16 protein-coding genes are annotated in these 17,316 nt (G+C 71.9%); 10 read left to right on the plus strand and 6 right to left on the minus strand.

Annotation, left to right across the window (positions count from 1 at the left end):
• Positions 1-132: 132 nt before the first annotated feature.
• The 3 genes from ACIP2X_RS03790 to ACIP2X_RS03800 all read left to right on the plus strand — a co-directional run bounded on the left by ACIP2X_RS03790 (position 133) and on the right by ACIP2X_RS03800 (position 3,286).
• Positions 133-2,106: a GTP-binding protein gene (locus ACIP2X_RS03790; RefSeq protein ID WP_401667043.1), complete on the plus strand. Its 1,974-nt coding sequence runs from the start codon at positions 133-135 to the stop codon at positions 2,104-2,106.
• Positions 2,107-2,245: 139 nt separating this feature from the next.
• Complete coding sequence (locus ACIP2X_RS03795) at positions 2,246-2,908, plus strand: TetR/AcrR family transcriptional regulator (RefSeq protein ID WP_401667046.1); 663 nt, start codon at positions 2,246-2,248, stop codon at positions 2,906-2,908.
• Positions 2,909-2,992: 84 nt separating this feature from the next.
• Positions 2,993-3,286: a hypothetical protein gene (locus ACIP2X_RS03800; RefSeq protein ID WP_401667049.1), complete on the plus strand. Its 294-nt coding sequence runs from the start codon at positions 2,993-2,995 to the stop codon at positions 3,284-3,286.
• A 19-nt stretch (positions 3,287-3,305) separates the two neighbouring features.
• Here ACIP2X_RS03800 and ACIP2X_RS03805 read toward each other — a convergent pair whose 3' ends face one another.
• Complete coding sequence (locus ACIP2X_RS03805; RefSeq protein ID WP_401668830.1) at positions 3,306-5,018, minus strand: ABC transporter ATP-binding protein; 1,713 nt, start codon at positions 5,016-5,018, stop codon at positions 3,306-3,308.
• A gap of 257 nt (positions 5,019-5,275) precedes the next feature.
• Here ACIP2X_RS03805 and ACIP2X_RS03810 point away from each other — a divergent pair, with 257 nt between their 5' ends.
• From ACIP2X_RS03810 to ACIP2X_RS03830, 5 genes are all read left to right on the plus strand, one after another.
• A complete protein-coding gene (locus tag ACIP2X_RS03810; protein WP_401667051.1) occupies positions 5,276-6,364 on the plus strand; it encodes an S-(hydroxymethyl)mycothiol dehydrogenase in 1,089 nt (362 codons plus the stop codon).
• Positions 6,364-6,993 (plus strand): MBL fold metallo-hydrolase, encoded by a 630-nt coding sequence (locus ACIP2X_RS03815; RefSeq protein ID WP_401667053.1) that lies wholly within the window; start codon positions 6,364-6,366, stop codon positions 6,991-6,993. Before ACIP2X_RS03810 ends, ACIP2X_RS03815 begins: the two co-directional genes overlap by 1 nt.
• A 106-nt stretch (positions 6,994-7,099) precedes the next feature.
• On the plus strand, positions 7,100-8,014 hold the full coding sequence (locus ACIP2X_RS03820; RefSeq protein WP_401667055.1) for an SDR family oxidoreductase: 915 nt from the start codon (positions 7,100-7,102) through the stop codon (positions 8,012-8,014).
• Positions 8,015-8,087: 73 nt separating this feature from the next.
• Positions 8,088-8,900, plus strand: coding sequence for an SDR family NAD(P)-dependent oxidoreductase (locus ACIP2X_RS03825; RefSeq protein ID WP_401667057.1), 813 nt, complete (start codon positions 8,088-8,090; stop codon positions 8,898-8,900).
• A gap of 146 nt (positions 8,901-9,046) precedes the next feature.
• A complete protein-coding gene (locus tag ACIP2X_RS03830; protein ID WP_401667060.1) occupies positions 9,047-9,742 on the plus strand; it encodes a L,D-transpeptidase family protein in 696 nt (231 codons plus the stop codon).
• A 25-nt stretch (positions 9,743-9,767) separates the two neighbouring features.
• On the opposite strand, the gene ACIP2X_RS03835 is transcribed toward ACIP2X_RS03830, so the two are convergent.
• The 4 genes from ACIP2X_RS03835 to ACIP2X_RS03850 are packed head-to-tail and all read right to left on the minus strand — an operon-like array spanning position 9,768 to position 14,197.
• On the minus strand, positions 9,768-10,970 hold the full coding sequence (locus tag ACIP2X_RS03835; protein WP_401667062.1) for a Gfo/Idh/MocA family protein: 1,203 nt from the start codon (positions 10,968-10,970) through the stop codon (positions 9,768-9,770).
• Positions 10,971-10,984: 14 nt separating this feature from the next.
• Positions 10,985-12,331 carry an ABC transporter substrate-binding protein gene (locus tag ACIP2X_RS03840; protein ID WP_401668833.1) on the minus strand — a complete coding sequence of 449 codons (1,347 nt, stop codon included), beginning with the start codon at positions 12,329-12,331 and terminating at the stop codon, positions 10,985-10,987.
• Positions 12,332-12,356: 25 nt separating this feature from the next.
• Positions 12,357-13,271, minus strand: a complete 915-nt coding sequence (locus ACIP2X_RS03845; RefSeq protein WP_401667064.1) for a carbohydrate ABC transporter permease — start codon at positions 13,269-13,271, stop codon at positions 12,357-12,359.
• A 29-nt stretch (positions 13,272-13,300) separates the two neighbouring features.
• Entirely contained in the window at positions 13,301-14,197 is an 897-nt protein-coding gene (locus tag ACIP2X_RS03850) for a carbohydrate ABC transporter permease (RefSeq protein WP_401667067.1), read from the minus strand.
• A 168-nt stretch (positions 14,198-14,365) separates the two neighbouring features.
• Between ACIP2X_RS03850 and ACIP2X_RS03855 the strand changes: the two genes are divergently transcribed.
• Both ACIP2X_RS03855 and ACIP2X_RS03860 read left to right on the plus strand, forming a co-directional pair.
• On the plus strand, positions 14,366-15,526 hold the full coding sequence (locus ACIP2X_RS03855) for an ROK family protein (RefSeq protein ID WP_401667069.1): 1,161 nt from the start codon (positions 14,366-14,368) through the stop codon (positions 15,524-15,526).
• Positions 15,527-15,626: 100 nt separating this feature from the next.
• On the plus strand, positions 15,627-15,812 hold the full coding sequence (locus tag ACIP2X_RS03860) for a hypothetical protein (RefSeq protein WP_401667072.1): 186 nt from the start codon (positions 15,627-15,629) through the stop codon (positions 15,810-15,812).
• Positions 15,813-15,860: 48 nt separating this feature from the next.
• Here ACIP2X_RS03860 and ACIP2X_RS03865 read toward each other — a convergent pair whose 3' ends face one another.
• On the minus strand, positions 15,861-17,222 hold the full coding sequence (locus ACIP2X_RS03865) for a S1 family peptidase (protein ID WP_401667075.1): 1,362 nt from the start codon (positions 17,220-17,222) through the stop codon (positions 15,861-15,863).
• Between the last annotated feature and the right edge of the window lie 94 nt (positions 17,223-17,316).

Raw genomic sequence — 17,316 nt, forward strand, 5'->3', positions numbered from 1 at the left:
CATTGTCGCGCCACCGCTCTTCTGCTGCACTGCACCCGACCAGTCGTCACGAGCAAGGAGTCACCCCGATGCGATCTCCCTTCATGTCCTCCGCCGTCGCACAGACCCACTCCACAAAGGACATGACGCCTCGTGCACCTGCTCAACCTGGGGATCCTCGCGCACATCGACGCGGGTAAGACCAGCCTGACCGAACGGCTGCTGCACTCCGCCGGGGTGATCGACGAGATCGGCAGCGTCGACGCCGGCAGCACCCGGACCGACACCCTGGCGCTGGAGCGTCAGCGCGGCATCACCATCAAGTCGGCCGTCGTCTCGTTCCCCCTCGACGACGTGACCGTCAACCTCATCGACACACCTGGCCACCCGGACTTCATCGCCGAGGTGGAGCGGGTGCTCGGAGTCCTGGACGGCGCCGTCCTGGTCGTCTCGGCCGTCGAGGGCGTCCAGGCGCAGACCCGCGTCCTGATGCGCACCCTGCGCCGCCTGCGCATTCCCACGCTGCTCTTCGTCAACAAGATCGACCGCGGCGGAGCCCGTTACGCCGAGGTGCTGCGCTCCGTCTCCGAACGCCTCGCCGTGCCCGTCGTCCCCATGGGCACGGCGACCGGCCTCGGCACCGGGGCCGCCGACTTCGCCCCCGGCCTCGGCGCGGCGGCGCTCGATGTCCTCACCGGCCACGACGACGACCTGCTCGCCGCCTACGTCCGCGGCGACGTCCCGGACGCACTGCTGCGCGCGTCCCTCGCGGCCCGGACCCGCGAGGCACTCGTCCACCCCGCCTACGGCGGCTCGGCCATCACCGGTGCCGGCGTCGACGCCCTGATCGGCGGCATCAAGGACCTGCTGCCGGCCGCCGCCGGCGATCCCGGCGGCCCGCTCTGCGGGACCGTGTTCAAGGTCGAGCGGGGACCGGCGGGCGAGCGGATCGCCTACGCGCGGCTGTTCTCCGGCACGCTGCGCGTCCGGGACCGGGTGCCGTGCGGCCCGGGGCGGACGGAGGGCCGGATCACCGCGATCAGCGTGTTCGACCAGGGCACCGACGCCCGGCAGTACGCCGTCACGGCGGGCCGCATCGCCCGGCTGTGGGGGCCGGCCGACGTCAGGATCGGCGACTCTCTCGGCGTACCGCGCAGGCCCAACGGGCACGTCTTCGCCCCGCCGACCCTGGAGACCGTCGTGGTGCCCGGCCCGGGGACGGACCGGGGAGCCCTGCATCTGGCGCTCAGCCAGCTCGCCGAACAGGACCCCCTGATCGCGCTCCGCCACGACGAGGTGCGCCGGGAGACCTCCGTGTCCCTGTACGGCGAGGTGCAGAAGGAGGTCGTCCAGGCCACGCTCGCGAGCGACTACGGACTGGACGTCAGCTTCCGGGAGACCACGCCGCTGTGCGTCGAGCGGCCGGCCGGGACCGGTTCGGCGGTGGAGTTCAACAGGAAGGGCGCCAACCCCTTCCTGGCCACGGTGGGCCTGCGCGTGGACCCGGCGCCGGCCGGCGCCGGCGTCGCCTTCCGGCTGGAGGTGGAGCTCGGCTCCATGCCGTACGCCTTCTTCAAGGCCGTCGAGGACACCGTCCGTGAGACCCTCGGCCAGGGCCTGCACGGCTGGCAGATCCCCGACTGCACGGTCACCATGACGCACTCCGGCTACTCACCCCGCCAGAGTCACGCCCACCAGGGCTTCGACAAGAGCATGTACAGCACCGGCCACGACTTCCGGGGGCTGACCCCGCTGGTGCTGATCGAGGCGCTGCGGGGCGCGGGCACCCGGGTGCACGAGCCGATGCACCGCTTCCGGATCGAGGCCCCGGCCGACACGCTCGGCGCCCTGCTGCCGATGCTGGCCGCGCTGCGCGCGGTACCGCGGACGACCGTGACGCAGGGCGCGGCGTGCGTCATGGAGGGCACGGTGCCCGCGGCCCAGGTGCACGCCCTGGAACAGCGGCTGCCGGGGCTCACCCGGGGCGAGGGCGAACTGGACAGCGCCTTCGACCACTACGCGCCCGTCCCGTCGGGCACCGAGGTGCCCGAGCGTGCGCGCACCGACCACAATCCGCTGAACCGGAAGGAGTACCTGCTGAACGTGACCCGCCGGACCGGCACCTGAGGAGTCGTCAGGAACGGCAGGAAACGCGAACGGGGAAGCCCCCCCGGGGGAAGCCCTCCACCGGTCCCCCGGGGGGTGCCCTTCACCAGGGGGCGGCGTGCACGAAAGGATGGGCCGACGGCGCGGAACGGGAGGGACGTTGGCGGGCAGGCTCAGGGCTCCGACGGGGCGTTACGGGGGCAGGTCGGCACAGGAACGGCAGGCCGAGCGGCGCCGGCGGTTCCTCGACGCGGCGCTCCGGCTCTTCGGCGAAAGCCCCGGCTACCGGGCCACGACCGTCGCGGCGCTCAGTGAGGCGGCGGGACTGTCCACCCGGCAGTTCTACGAGGAGTTCCACACCCTGGAGGACGCGCTCGCCGCGCTCCACCTCCAGGTCAACGCCCTGGCCGAGGAGGCGGTGCTGGCGGCGGCGGCCGGCACCCGGGAGTCACCTGTGGGCGAGCGGGCCGACGCGATCTTCCGCGCCTACGCCGGCAACGTCACCGCCGACCCCCGCCGCGTCCGCATCACCTTCGTGGAGATCGTCGGCGTCAGTCCCCGCATGGAGGAGCAGCGGCTCACCCGGCGTGCCCGCTGGGTCGACCTGATCTGCGCCGAGGCGCACGCGGCCGCCGAGCGCGGCGAGGCGGCCCGCCGTGACTACCGCCTCGCCGCGACGGCGTTCATCGGCAGCGTCAACGGCCTGGTCCACGACTGGAGCACCGGCCGGGTACCGGCCACCCTCGACGAGGTGGTGGACGAACTGGTCCGCCAGCTGCTCGGCATCCTGCGTCCCGTGGGATGGCGGCCCGGAGCGGACTGAGGACCGGACCCGGCGACTGCGCCTGACGGGTGAGCGGACTGGGCCGACCGTGTCCGCCCGGGGGCGGTTCGCGTTGCCCAGAGCATGATCTCAACACGTCGTTTCGTCGCAGCCGTTGGACTCGCGGCCGGTGTCGCCGGACTCGCCGCCCCCTCGGTGAGCGCGGCCGAGGCCGACGCCCCGGGCGTCGGCGCACTCAGCCCGGTCACCCTCCTCGACTCCCTCGCCGTCAGCGACATCCCCGCCGAGTACAAGGAGGAGGTCCCGCGGCCCTCCGCACAGCTGACCCAGATGAAGCGGCTCAACGACCTCAACCAGCTCCGCCAGCTCACCGACATGGCCGCCCCCGTCACCGGGCTGCTCCCCGACGTGGGCTGACCCACGCCGCCGCGGTCCGTCAGCCGGCCGTGGCGAGGAACTGCGTGGCCGCCAGCTCCGCGTACAGCGGGTCGGCGGTCACGAGTTCGCGGTGGGTGCCCACCGCACGGACCGTGCCCGAGTCCATGACCACGATCCGGTCGGCCATCGTCACCGTGGACAGCCGGTGCGCGACGACCAGCACCGTCGTGGTGCGGGCCACGTCGGCGACGGTGTCGCGCAGCGCCGCCTCGTTGACGGCGTCCAGTTGCGAGGTCGCCTCGTCGAGCAGCAGGAGTCTCGGACGGCGCAGCAGCGCGCGGGCGATCGCCACCCGCTGACGCTCCCCGCCCGACAGCTTGGTGCCGCGATGCCCGACGAGCGTCTCCACGCCGGCCGGCAGCCGCTCGACCAGCCCGTCCAGCCGGGTCGTCTTCAGCACCCGCGTCAGGGCGTCGTCGTCCGCCTCGGGATTGCCCAGCAGCAGGTTGTCGCGCAGCGACCCCGACAGCACCGGCGCGTCCTGCTCGACGTAACCGATCGCCGAGCGCAGCCGCGGCAGTTCCCACTCCGTGAGGTCCCGGCCGTCCAGCGTGATCACGCCCGACTCCGGGTCGTAGAAGCGCTCGATGAGGGAGAAGACCGTCGTCTTGCCCGCGCCGGACGGGCCGACGAACGCCGTCATGCCCTGCGCCGGGACCTCGAAGGTCACGCCGTGGTGGACGTAGGGCAGGTCCTCGGCGTAGCGGAAGCGGACGTCGGTGAAGGCGAGCGCGGCCGGGGGCGCGCCGGCCGACGGCAACGAGGCGGCGGGCGCCTGGGGTTCGGCGGGCAGCCGCAGTGCCTCCTGGATCCGGGCCAGGGCGGCGGCGCCCGTCTGGTACTGCGTGATCGCGCCGACCACCTGCTGGATCGGCGACATGAGGTAGAAGACGTACAGCAGGAAGGCGACCAGCGTGCCGATGTCCACGGCGCCGGTCGCGACCCGCGCGCCGCCGACCGCGAGGACCGTGATGAAGGCGATCTGCATCGCCAGCCCGGCGGTGTTGCCCGCAGCGGCCGACCACTTGGCGGCCCGCACACTCTGCCGCCACGACTCCTCGGCCGCCGCGTGCAGCGTCCGCTCCTCGCGGTGCTCGGCGCCGGACGCCTTCACCGTGCGCAGCGCGCCCAGCACCCGCTCCAGCGACGCTCCCATGACACCGACGGCGTCCTGGGCCCGGCGGCTGGCCTTGTTGATACGGGGCACGATGAAGCCGAGGACCAGGCCCGTGCCGAGGACCACGGCGAGCGTGACGCCGAGCAGCACCGGGTCGACGAAGCCCATCATCGCGACGGTGGCCACGAGCGTGAGTCCGCCCGTGCCGAGGCCGACCAGCGAGTCGGTCGTGACCTCGCGCAGCAGCGTGGTGTCCGAGGTGATGCGGGCCATCAGGTCACCCGGCTCGCTGCGGTCCACCGCGGATATCCGCAGCCGCAGCAGGTACGACGACAGGGTCCGCCGGGCGCCGAGCACCACCGACTCCGCCGTGCGCTGGAGCACGTACCCCCCGAGCGCGCCCACCGCGGCGTTCGCCACGACCAGGGCCGACATGGCCAGCAACGCCCCGGCGATGGCCCGGTCGTGGGAGAGGTCGTCGATCAACCCGCGCGCCACCAGCGGCAGCGCCAGCCCGGTGGCGCCGGTGACCAGCGACAGTAGCGCGCCCGCGAACAGGGTCCACCGGTGGGGCCGCACATAGCCCAGGAGCATGCGCCACGCGGGCGGGGCGCTCTCCGACTCTGCGATGCTCACGCTGCTCCTTCACGGTCCGAGGGGATGCTCAGAGATTACGTGGGGGCACCGACAACCGGGGCGCGGGCCGGACATCACGGCAGCACCGGGGCGCCGGACGGGCGGCGCGGCCGCGACCGGGCGCGCGGCGCGCAGCCGGAACCGTCCCCTTACCGATCAGTCACGCGTAGGGTCGGATGCCGGGACGGACGCGCGGAGACGGAAGGGGCCAGCACATGGCGCAGGAAGTACGCGGCGTGATCGCACCGGGGCGGGACGAGCCGGTGCGGGTCGAGACGATCGTCGTACCGGACCCGGGGCCGGGAGAGGCCGTGGTGAAGGTGCAGGCCTGCGGGGTCTGCCACACCGACCTGCACTACAAGCAGGGCGGCATCACCGACGAGTTCCCCTTCCTGCTCGGCCACGAGGCCGCCGGGGTGGTCGAGACGGTCGGGGAGGGCGTCACCGAGGTGGCGCCCGGTGACTTCGTGATCCTCAACTGGCGTGCGGTGTGCGGCCGTTGCCGGGCCTGCCTGCGTGGCCGGCCCTGGTACTGCTTCGACACCCACAACGCCGAGCAGAAGATGACCCTCGCCGCGACCGGCCAGGAGCTCGTCCCGGCCCTCGGCATCGGCGCGTTCGCCGAGAAGACGCTGGTCGCGGCCGGCCAGTGCACCAAGGTCGACCCGGCCGTCTCCCCGGCGGTGGCCGGACTGCTCGGCTGCGGCGTGATGGCCGGCCTCGGCGCCGCCATCAACACGGGTGGCGTCGGCCGCGGCGACACCGTCGCCGTCATCGGCTGCGGCGGCGTCGGCGACGCGGCCGTCGCCGGGTCGCGGCTGGCCGGAGCGGCCCGGATCATCGCCGTCGACATCGACGACCGCAAGCTGGAGACCGCCCGCCGGATGGGCGCCACCCACACCGTCAACTCCTCCGGCACCGATCCGGTCGAGGCGATCCGCGAGCTGACCGGCGGGTTCGGCGCGGACGTCGTCATCGAGGCGGTCGGCCGCCCGGAGACGTACAAGCAGGCCTTCTACGCCCGGGACCTGGCCGGCACCGTCGTCCTGGTCGGCGTGCCCACCCCGGAGATGAAGCTCGAACTGCCCTTCCTCGACGTGTTCGGCCGTGGCGGCGCGCTCAAGTCGTCCTGGTACGGCGACTGCCTGCCGTCCCGCGACTTCCCCATGCTGATCGACCTCCACCTGCAGGGGCGTCTGGACCTGGACGCCTTCGTCACCGAGACGATCCAGCTCGACGAGGTGGAGAAGGCGTTCGAGCGGATGCACCACGGTGACGTGCTGCGCTCGGTGGTGGTGCTGTGATGGCCGCCCGCATCGAACGCCTCGTCACCTCCGGGCAGTTCACCCTCGACGGCGGCTCCTGGGACGTCGACAACAACGTGTGGCTCGTCGGTGACGAACACGAGGTCGTCGTCATCGACGCCGCCCACGACGCCGACGCGATCGCGGCGGCGGTCGGGGACCGGCGCCTGAAGGCCATCGTGTGCACACACGCCCACAACGACCACGTCAACGCGGCACCCGCGCTCGCCGACCGCACCGGAGCCGTCATCTGGCTGCACCACGACGACCTGCCGCTGTGGAAGCAGACCCACCCCGGCCGCGAACCGGACGCCGGGCTGCGGGACGGGCAGGTCATCGAGGCGGCCGGAGCCGACCTGCGAGTGCTGCACACCCCGGGGCACGCCCCCGGCGCGGTCTGCCTGTACGACCCCGGCCTCGGCGTCGTCTTCACGGGCGACACCCTCTTCCAGGGCGGCCCCGGCGCGACCGGCCGCTCGTACTCCCACTTCCCGACGATCATCACCTCCGTCCGTGACCGGCTCCTGACCCTCCCCGCGGAGACCAAGGTCCTCACCGGCCACGGCGACTCCACGACCATCGGGGCCGAGGCCCCGCACCTGGAGGAGTGGATCGCGCGGGGCCACTGAGACCCGCTCCCGCGGGCAACGGAGTGACCGTCGGGAAAAGGTGACAGAAGATGTCCGGCTTTCGCGGGAGGCTCGACACCCGGAACAGCCACACGGGAGGTCGGACATGTCACAGCCGTTGCGGGGCAAGGTCGCGCTGGTCGCCGGAGCGACACGGGGAGCGGGCCGCGGGATCGCGGTGGAACTCGGCGCGGCCGGCGCCACCGTCTACGTCACCGGACGCAGCACCCGCGCCCGCCGCTCCGAGTACGACCGCCCCGAGACCCTGGAGGACACCGCCGACCTGGTCACCGAGGCCGGCGGCCACGGCATCGCCGTACCCACCGACCACCTCGAACCCGCGCAGGTCCGCGAGCTCGTCGACCGCATCGACGGCGAGCAGGGCCGTCTCGACGTCCTCGTCAACGACATCTGGGGCGGCGAGAAGCTCTTCGAGTGGGACAAGGCCGTCTGGGAGCACGACCTCGCGGGCGGCCTGAGGTTGCTCCGGCTCGCCGTCGAGACGCACGTCATCACCAGCCACCACGCCCTGCCCCTGCTGCTGCGCGGCCCCGGCGGCCTGGTCGTGGAGATGACCGACGGCACGGCCGAGTACAACCGCGACACCTACCGGGTCAATTTCTTCTACGACCTGGCCAAGTCGGCCGTCCTGCGCATGGCCTTCTCCCTGGGCCACGAACTGGGACCGCGCGGCGCCACGGCGGTCGCGCTGACCCCGGGCTGGCTGCGCTCGGAGATGATGCTCGACGTCTACGGCGTCCGCGAGGACAACTGGCGGGACGCCCTCGACAAGACCCCGCACTTCGCCATCTCGGAGACCCCGCGCTACGTGGGCCGCGCCGTCGCGGCCCTCGCCGCCGACCCGGAGGTGTCGCGCTTCAACGGACGGTCCCTGTCGAGCGGCGGCCTCGCGCAGGAGTACGGCTTCACCGACCTCGACGGCAGCCGGCCCGACGCCTGGCGCTATCTCGTCGAGGTCCAGGACCCGGGCAGGCCGGCGGACACGACCGGGTACCGGTGACGCCGGCCGGACCGGGAAACCGGGCCGTGCACGGTGCCTGCCCCGTCGATCACCACGGCAGTACCGTCTGCGCATGACCGACACCAAGCGCTTCGACGGGTACGGAGTTCTGCTCACCGGCGCTGCCCGCGGCATCGGCGCCGCGACCGCCCGGCGACTGGCCGCCGAGGGCGCGGCCGTCCTCGTGACCGACATCGACGGGACGGCCGCGGAGCGGACCGCGGGGGAGTTGCGCGAGGAAGGACTCCGGGCGCAGGCGCACGTGTGCGACGTGGCGGACCGGGGGTCGGTCGAGGACGCCGTCGCGCGGGCCGTCGCCGCGTTCGGCACCCTCGACGTGCTCGTCAGCAACGCCTACAGCTGCCATCCCGACGCGCCGCTCTTCGAGGAGGAGACGGACGAGGGGTGGGCACGCGACCTGGACGTGACCCTCACCGGGGCGTACCGCTGCTGCCGCGCCGCACTGCCGCACCTGGCCGCCTCGGGGCGGGGCGCCGTCGTCTGCGTCGGCTCGGTCAACGGGCTCCAGGACTTCGGCAACCACGCCTACAGCGCGGCCAAGGCCGGTCTCGGCTCGCTGACCCGCACCCTCGCCGGGCATGCCGCCGGGCGGGGTGTGCGCGTCAACCTCGTGGCCCCCGGCACCGTCCGCACCACGGCGTGGCAGGGCCGCGACGGCGAACTCGACGCGCTGCGCCGCCACTACCCCCTCGGCCGGGTCGGCGAGCCGGAGGACATCGCGGCAGCCGTGGCCTTCCTCGCCTCCCGGGACGCGTCCTGGATCACCGGTACGACGCTGGTCGTCGACGGGGGGATCACCGCCGTGAACACCGGCTTCACCTCCGTCACGGGGCGCGCCGACCGAAACGCCGACCGCAGCCCGTGAGAACCGCGGCCAGGCTCCGCCCCGCGTCGAATGTCACCGTTTTGTCGCGGCCGGCCCGCGCCTACAACCGAATCGGCCCTCCACCGGTCTAGCAGGCAGAGACCGCGCGGCAGACGCGCATTCGACGCGAGAGACAAGGCCAGCCCATGGGGGAGATTCGCAGACGGGCGACCGTCGTCCTGGGGACCACCGCTCTGGTGGCGCCGCTCACACTCGCGCTGGGCGCAGCCCCGGCGCAGGCGGCGAGCTGCACCACGCAGACCGGGCCGTACCAGAAGCAGGTGGAGAAGTTCCTCGGCCGCCCGGTGGACGGCAGGCAGTCCTCCGCCGACTGCAAGGCGATCCAGGCGTTCCAGACCAAGCACGGCATCACGCCGAACATCGGCTACGCGGGGCCCGTCACCTGGGGCGTGATGAACCTCATGAACAAGCAGAAGGCCGTCGGGAAGAACCCCAACAAGTCCGGCGCCTGCCCGGTCAACAAGGGCCGTATCGCCTGTGTGAACCTCACCCTCCAGCTCAGCTGGATCCAGGACGGCAGGAAGCTCGTCTACGGTCCCGTCCCGGTCCGCACCGGCAAGAACGGCTACGAGACCCGCACCGGCCTGAAGAAGATCTACTGGCGCAACATCGACCACGTGTCGACGATCTACCACGTGCCGATGCCCTACTCCCAGTTCTTCGACGGCGGCCAGGCCTTCCACTCGGTGGGCCTGAGCATGTGGAACCCGCCCGGCTCGCACGGCTGCGTCAACATGACAAAGACCACGGCCCAGAAGTACTGGTCGCTGCTGAAGAACGGCGACGACGTCTACGTGTACGGGCGCAAGCCGGGCACCTGACGGGGCGCCCGGCTCGCTCGGGGCGTCAGACCTGCGGCGCGTCGCCGAAGTCCGGGATCTCCAGCCGTACGCCACCCTGCCGCGCGGACTCGTGCGCGACGATGCCCGGCAGGGTGTAGCGGGCCGCCACCCAGGCGTTGACGGACGGCAGCGAGCGCGTGTCGACCGCCGTCACGAAGTCGTCCACCAGGAAGTGGTGGCTGCCCTCGTGCCCGTTGTGCAGGTGGTCGAACGAGCGCGGCAGCCGGGACCGGTCGTGCACCGGCGCCGAACCCGAGGTGAAGGCCGCCCGCAGATCCGGCGCGATGTGCTGGAGCGACGGGTCGTCCGGCGACAGCGTCTGCTTGGGTTCCAGCAGTTCGGAGATGTCCGTGACGCCCGACTTGTCCTGCCAGAACGCCACCGTCGCGAGCTGCTCCATGCTCGCCTCCGTGCCGAAGAAGCGGAAGCGGGACTCCCGGATGTGGGACGGGTAGCCGACCCGCCGGAACTCGTTGGTACGGAACGAACCGCCGCCCGCGACCTCGAAGAGCGCCGTCGCGTTCGAGACGTCGTTGCCGAACTGGCTCACCGCCCGGTCGAAGACGCCGTCGCCCCGCTCGTCCACCACCCCGAGCGCGGACACGCTCACCGCGTGCGTCTGCCAGGCGCCCAGCACACCGCCCACCGAGTGCGTCGGGTACAGCAGCGGCGGATAGCTCGCCGTCGCCTTCCAGTTCTCCCCGCCGCTGTACTGGTACGCCTCGTAGAACCCCAGGTCCATGTCGTGGACGTAGTCGCCCTCGGCGTAGAAGATCCGGCCGAAGGCGCCCTTGGCGATCTGGTCGCGGGCGTGCACGGTCGCCGGGTTGTACTGGCTGGTCTCGCCCATCATGTACGTCAGCCCGGTCGCCTTGACCGCGTCGATGATCGCCGCGATCTCCTCGGTGGCGATCGCCATCGGGACCGCGGAGTAGACGTGCTTGCCGGCGTTCAGCCCCTGGAGCACCAGCGGGCCGTGCGTCCAGCGCTGGGTGAAGATCGCGACCGCGTCGATCCCCGGGGACTCCAGCATGGCCTCGTAGGTCGGGAAGGTGCCGCTCAGGCCCTCCGCGGCGGCCAGCCGCTCGGCCCGTTCGGGCAGCAGGTCGGTGACATGGACGTCGCTGACGCCCGGATGGGCGAGGAACAGCTTCGCGAACTGCCCGGAGAACTGCCCGGCGCCGACGATGCCGAGGGAGAACGTCATGGGATGGCTGCCTTTCACTGGCCGAGGAGGAAGTTGATCTGGCGGTTGGTCTGGTCCAGGCCGCTCACCGGAGCGCCGCCCGCGTAGATGTCCTGCATGGCGGGGCGCATCAGCGCGAACACGTCCGCCGCGTAGTCGGTGACGGGGAAGGAGAAGGTCGTGAAGTCGCCCTGGCCGGAGACCGGTTCGGTGAACGCCGAGACGTCGACGCCCTTCTTCCGGTACGCCGCGACGGCCGCCGCGGTGCCGTCCGGGGTCGCCGGGAAGACGATCCCGTAGCCGCCGACGGTGCGCTGGCAGGCGTCGGAGGCCAGATGACGGACCCACTTCTTGGCGCCCGCCTTGTTGCGGGCGTTCTTGGTGATCGAGTCGGCGAGGCCGTTCATCATGGTGGCCCGCTTGCCCGTCGGGCCCCGCGGGGTCACGGCGGTGCCGACGTCCAGGCCCTTCGCGCCGTGGTACGTGGAGATCATCCAGGCGCCGTCGAAGGCGGCCGCGGCCGTCCCCGCGGCGACCTGCGCGTTGGGCGGGTTGGCGTTGTTGCTGTAGTCCGTGAACGGCGCGAGATAGCCCTTCTCCGCCAGCCCGAAGTACCAGTCGATCACCGACTGGAAGGTCTCGCTGTCGTACCGGTACGCGCTGCCCCAGCGCTTCTTGTCCGTGTAGCTCCACCCGGCAGACGCGGTGAACGGGCTCCACTGCGTCTGCCCGTCGCCGTCGCCCGCGCCCCCCGTGGCGAGCCCGTAGACCTTCACGTTGTCCTTGTCGAAGCCCGGTTCGTCGCCCCGCCGGCCGTTCTCGTCGACGGTGAGACGGGCCACGGCCTTCTCGAAGGTTCCCCCGTCCTGCGGGTTCCAGGACAGGTCGCCCAACTGCGCCGCGGTGAGGCCGGCTTGCGCGGCGAGCTTCTTGTCGTAGAAGAGGGCGACCGTGTCCCAGTCCTTCGGGGCGCCGTAGCGGTGCCCGTCCTGCCCCGTCCAGTTGGCGGCGAGCCCCGGCTGGTAGTCCGACTCCTCGACGCCCAGGTCGTCGAGGGGTTCGAGCACCTCCAGGTCGGCGAACTGGCCGAACTTCTGGATGTGGTCGGTGAACACGTCGGGCTCGGTGCCCGCGATGAAGCTCGCGGTGAGCTTGGTCCAGTAGTCGTCCCAGCCCATCTGGGTGATCCTGACGTCCAGGCCGGGGTTCCGCCGCTCGAAGTCCTTGGCGCAGGCCTCGTAGGCGGGCAGCTGATTGGCGTCCCAGAGCCAGTACGTCACCGTGTTCCGCGCGGACCCCGAGGAGCCGCCCGGGGCGCACCCGGCCACCAGGGACAGCGCCACGGCGCCGGCCAGCGACGTGAGGACCGTACGAAAGCGCATGGCGGTAAAGCGCATGGAAGTTCCCTCACTTGATCCCGGTGAAGCCGACGGAGCCGACGATGCGGCGGGCGAAGAGCCCGAACAGCACCAGCATCGGAAGCGCCGCGATGAGCGTCGCGGCCATCAGCCCCGACCAGTCGGTGCCGGTCTGCGGTGTCTGGGCGCGGAAGACGGCCAGCGCGACGGACAGCACGCGCGAACTGTCGCTGTAGGACACCATCAGCGGCCAGAAGTAGTCGTTCCAGGAGGTGATGTACGTCAGCACGGCGAGCGTCAGGACCGGTGCCGAGGCCATCGGCAGCAGGACCCGGAAGAAGACGCGGACCTTTCCCGCGCCGTCGAGGAGGGCGGCTTCCTCCACCTCGCGGGGGATGTTCATGAAGAACTGGCGCAGGAAGAACACCGCGAACGGGGTCATGAACATCGTCGGCAGCGCGATCCCCAGCAGGGTGTCCACCAGGCCGAGTTCCTTGATGAGCACGAAGTTCGGCAGCAGGGTGAAGATCGTCGGCACCATCAGCCCGGCCAGGAACAGCCCGAACACCGCGTCCCTGCCCCGCCAGTTCAGTCGCGAGAAGGCGTAGGCGGCCATCGCCGAGAAGAAGATCTGGCACCCGGTGATCAGCGTGGAGACCAGCACCGAGTTGAGCAGATAGCGCCAGAACGCGAGCCCGCCGCCGGACCCGCCCTGCGCGATCGCCTCCTCGGTCGACTGCAGGCCGAGCGCCCTTTCGAAACCGCCGGTGGTGAGGCCGACCGGCAGCGGGTCGGCGGGCTGCGCGGCCAGCCCGGTGTTGCTGGACAGGGCGGTGCGCAGGATCCAGTAGAACGGCAGGACCGTGACGAGCACGATCGCGGCCATCACCGTCCAGGCCAGCACCCGCCCGAGCGAAGGCCTGCGCCTCGCACGCCGTACGGTCGTCGTCGCGACGGCAGTCATGTCGTCTCTCCCTTCCGTCAGCCGATCCGTCAGCCGAGGTCGGTCCGGCCGGCCCGGGTGAGCCGGTACTGCAGGACGGTGATGGCGGTCAGGACGATCAGCAGGGCCACGGACATCGCGGAGGCGTAGCCGAACTGGAAGCGGCCGAAGGCGGATCCGTAGATGTAGTACTGCAGGACGTTGGTGGCGTTCGCCGGGCCGCCCGAGGTCGTCACGGCGACCGTGTCGAACACCTGGAAGGAGCCGATCACCGTCATGATCAGCACGACGGCCAGGACCGGGCGCAGCAGCGGCAGCGTGATCCGCCGGAACATCCGCCACTCGCCGGCGCCGTCCACCTTCGCGGCCTCGTACAGCGCGGCCGGGATGGCCTGGAGGCCGGCGAACAGCAGCAGCGCGGTGTAGCCCACGTGCCGCCACACGTTGATCAGCGCGATCGTCGGGATCGCCCAGGTCTCGTCGGCGAGGAACGGGATGCGGTCGGCGCCGAGCGCGGTGACGATCTCGCCCCCGATGCCCAGCTGGGTGTCGAGGATCCAGAGCCAGACGATGCCGGCGACGACGTTCGACATGAGGTAGGGCGTGAGCACGATGCCGCGCAGCGTCGCCGATCGGGTCAGGCGTTGCAGCAGCACGGCGATCGCCAGCGCGGAGACGGTCTGCACCCCGATGTTGATCACCACGTACACGACGGTGGTCCGCATCGAGTCCCAGAAGATGGGGTCGTTGACCATGCGGGCGTAGTTGTCCAGGCCCACCCACTGGGCCGGCGTGAGCAGATTGAACCGCGTGAAGCTCAGATACACGCCCCGCAGCGTGGGCCACAGCAGGAAGACCAGGAATCCCAGCAGGGCGGGTGCGAGGAACACGGCCGCGAGACGCCCGTCCCCCCGGGGCGTCGGCGGACCGGTGGAGGCGATGGACATGGGCGGGCTCCTCGGCTGGGGCGGCTCCTCTGGGGCCACTTACTTTTGAGCCGGAAGAATCTCCGCGTCAAGAGGTGTGCAGAGATCTTCTGAAGGCGCCGTCTCGCGCTGTAGAGTGAGCTCATTACTTCAGGAGCAAAATAAAAAAGACGTGGAGGTCCGACCTACATGACCGCAGGTTCCGCCAGCTGGCTGCCGCTGAGTCCGGGGGAGCGCTCGGTGGCGATCGAGGTGCTCGTGGGCGGCCCGCTCTCCCGCGCGGAGCTCGCCCGGCGGCTGGACCTCTCGGCCGGCAGCCTCACCCGGCTGACCAAGCCGCTGATCGAGTCGGGTCTGCTGATCGAGTCCCCCGACGGGTGCGCGCCGGGCGAGAGCAGACAGGGCAGGCCCTCGCAGCCGCTGGACGTGGTGGCCGGTTCCAGGTCCTTCGTCGGCTTCAAGGTCACCGAGGATATGGTCTACGGCGTCGTCACCACGCTCAGGAGCGAGATCGTCGCCCGGCACGACCGCCCCCTGACCACGCACGACCCCGATGAGGTGGCGGACCTCCTCGCGGACATGCTGGGCGAGCTGGCCCGCAGCCACCCGGAGCTCGCCGGGATCGGCATCGGGGTGGGCGGCTTCGTGCAGGACCGGGCCGTGGTGGGCGAGTCGCCCTTCCTCGACTGGCGTGACATTCCGCTCGCCGCGCTCGTCGAGGAGCGCACCGGGCTGCCGGTGGTCGTCGAGAACGACGTCGCGGCGCTCGTCGAGGCGGAGACCTGGTTCGGTGCCGGACGCGGCCTCGACCGGTTCGTGGTGCTCACCATCGGCGCCGGTATCGGCTACGGGCTGGTGCTGGGTGGCCGGCGGGTGCCGTCCGAGGGGGAGGACCGGGCCTTCGGCCGGCGCTGGATCCTCGACCCCCACGGGCCGCTCACGCCCGACGGGGAGCGCGGCAGCGCGGTCTCGCTGCTGACCATTCCGAGCATCCGCTACCAGATCAGGGCCGCCACCGGACGCGACCACACCTACGAGGAGATCCTGGACCTCGCCGCCGCAGGGGAGGCCCTGTGCGCCCGCGTCGTCGCCGAGGCGGCCCGGGGCCTCGGCATCCTCCTCGCCCACATCGCCAACTTCGCGATGCCGCAGAAGATCCTCCTCGCCGGTGAGGGGGTCGGGCTGATGGATGTGGCGAGGATTACGGTGGAGGAGACGATCCGCGCCCGCCGCCATCCGCTGGCCACCGCGGTCGACCTGGAGACGAGGCGGTCCGACTTCCACGACTGGGCCCGCGGCGCCGCCGTCCTGGCCATCCAGGTCCTGGTGCTGGGGGCGGCGGACGACTGAACTGCCCCGCCGGTTGGGGGACATGGACGTGATCAGGGACACTGACCGATATGTCCGATTAGCTTGCGATTACTCACATCGCCTTCACCTGGGGCGCCGTATGCTTCACACCATGTCCACCAGTGTTGAAGCCGCCACCGAGCGATCGGCCGCGGAGGTCAACGAGGAGATCCGGGCGCTGTGGCGCCGGTCGGGCGGGACACTGAGCACCGAGCAGCGCGAGGTGTACCAGCGCCTCGTCCTGGAGTGGGCCGCCGCGGCGCCGCAGCCGGCGCAGGCCGCCTGACCCACCGGTGACGGGCCGTGTGGCCCCTTCCGTCCCCGGATTTCTCCGTCAGCCCCACGTGGCCGAGTAATGGCGCTGGTAGGCCTTGCGGTCCTGTTCCGTACGGATCCACCGCGTGGCCACCAGCGCGACCAGACTGCCCCCCACGACCAGCAGGCCGGGCCCGATGTTCCTCGGGTCCGACAGCCGTGCGAGCAACTCCCTGCCCGCCTCCGCCGAGATCGGCGTGGCCGTCCCCGGCGCCGCCGCGCTCTGCGGACCCGACGGCGCGGGCGCCGGAGCGGCGCCCTGCCCGTTCTGCGGGCCCGAGGCGATCAGCTGGACGCCGAGCGCGGACAGCGCCCGCGGCAGCGGCTGGAAATACGTCGTGCCGCCCGACCGGCAGTCGCCGCTGCCGCCCGAGGTCACGCCGAGCGCGATCCCCTCGGAGAACATCGGCCCGCCGCTGTCCCCGGGCTCGGCGCACACGTTCGTCTCGATGAGGCCGGAGACCGTGCCCTCGGGATAGTTCACCGTGGCGTCGAGCGCGGTCACCTCGCCGGCACGCAACCCGCTGCTGCTGCCGCTGCGGAACACCCGCTGCCCCACGGACGGCTCGCCCACACCCGTGATCCGCACCCCCTGCCCGTCGCCGATGGCCACGACGCCCGCGCCGTCGCCCGCCCGGCCCCCGTCGTACTGCACGAGGGAGTAGTCGTCGCCGGGGAAGCTGCCGGCGACGGTCCGGCCCACCGGCCGGTCGCCCCGGCCGTCCGCGAACCAGACGGATCCGTTGGGGCCGCAGTGCCCCGCCGTGAGGATGAAGTCGCGCGTCCCGTCGGTGACGTTGAACCCCGCCGAACAGCGCCCGGCGGTGGACAGGATCGGCAGGGCGCCGTTGATCCGGGTGGTGAAGGTGCCCTCCGTGCGCTCCATGCGGACGAAGTCACCGATGCCCTTGGCGCGCTCGGTCATGCCGGACCAGTCGCCGGCGGAGACGGTGCTGTCGCCTCGTACCACCACCTCGTTCGCGCGGTAGTCCACCACCCACGCCGTGCCCGTCACCCGCGGTGCCGCGCGCAGTACCTCCGTGGCGGCCGCGAGTTCCCGCATGCTGTGCCGCACCAGCTTCGCCGTGGCGCCCGCCCCGCGGACCTCGGCCGCCGCCCCGTCGTCGGTGACCGCGACGACCGGCCGGCCCGCGTCGTCCCTCCAACTGCCCGCCGTACGGGCGGCTCCGAGCCGCTCGACGAGGCCCGCGCCGGTGTCCTCGACCAGGCCCGCGCCGGCGCCCTCGGCGAGTACCCGGGGCGCGGCGGCGGGAGGTTCGCTCGCGACCGCCTGCGTGACCATCGCCGCCCCGAGGACGATCCCGCCGACTGACGCCAGCCGTGTCGCCCGCCGGACGATCCGTCGTCGTGCGTGCCTCATGCATGGCTCCCGAACCCCGAACACGCGGCGCGATGGCACCGCGGGGCGCCCAGGTCGTCGAGCGCCCGCTCTCCATACGTGCCGGGGTCCGGCA

This window comes from Streptomyces sp. NPDC089424, from assembly GCF_044749345.1.
GTDB lineage: Bacteria > Actinomycetota > Actinomycetes > Streptomycetales > Streptomycetaceae > Streptomyces.

Excerpts from the sequence above, each read along its gene's own strand:
- ACIP2X_RS03800 (WP_401667049.1), top strand. The coding sequence starts at position 2,993 with ATGATCTCAACACGTCGTTTCGTCGCAGCCGTTGGACTCGCGGCCGGT.
- ACIP2X_RS03805 (WP_401668830.1), bottom strand. The coding sequence starts at position 5,018 with ATGCTCCTGGGCTATGTGCGGCCCCACCGGTGGACCCTGTTCGCGGGC.
- ACIP2X_RS03810 (WP_401667051.1), top strand. The coding sequence starts at position 5,276 with ATGGCGCAGGAAGTACGCGGCGTGATCGCACCGGGGCGGGACGAGCCG.
- ACIP2X_RS03815 (WP_401667053.1), top strand. The coding sequence starts at position 6,364 with ATGGCCGCCCGCATCGAACGCCTCGTCACCTCCGGGCAGTTCACCCTC.
- ACIP2X_RS03820 (WP_401667055.1), top strand. The coding sequence starts at position 7,100 with ATGTCACAGCCGTTGCGGGGCAAGGTCGCGCTGGTCGCCGGAGCGACA.
- ACIP2X_RS03825 (WP_401667057.1), top strand. The coding sequence starts at position 8,088 with ATGACCGACACCAAGCGCTTCGACGGGTACGGAGTTCTGCTCACCGGC.
- ACIP2X_RS03830 (WP_401667060.1), top strand. The coding sequence starts at position 9,047 with ATGGGGGAGATTCGCAGACGGGCGACCGTCGTCCTGGGGACCACCGCT.
- ACIP2X_RS03835 (WP_401667062.1), bottom strand. The coding sequence starts at position 10,970 with ATGACGTTCTCCCTCGGCATCGTCGGCGCCGGGCAGTTCTCCGGGCAG.
- ACIP2X_RS03840 (WP_401668833.1), bottom strand. The coding sequence starts at position 12,331 with ATGCGCTTTCGTACGGTCCTCACGTCGCTGGCCGGCGCCGTGGCGCTG.
- ACIP2X_RS03845 (WP_401667064.1), bottom strand. The coding sequence starts at position 13,271 with ATGACTGCCGTCGCGACGACGACCGTACGGCGTGCGAGGCGCAGGCCT.
- ACIP2X_RS03850 (WP_401667067.1), bottom strand. The coding sequence starts at position 14,197 with ATGTCCATCGCCTCCACCGGTCCGCCGACGCCCCGGGGGGACGGGCGT.
- ACIP2X_RS03855 (WP_401667069.1), top strand. The coding sequence starts at position 14,366 with ATGACCGCAGGTTCCGCCAGCTGGCTGCCGCTGAGTCCGGGGGAGCGC.
- ACIP2X_RS03860 (WP_401667072.1), top strand. The coding sequence starts at position 15,627 with ATGCTTCACACCATGTCCACCAGTGTTGAAGCCGCCACCGAGCGATCG.
- ACIP2X_RS03865 (WP_401667075.1), bottom strand. The coding sequence starts at position 17,222 with ATGAGGCACGCACGACGACGGATCGTCCGGCGGGCGACACGGCTGGCG.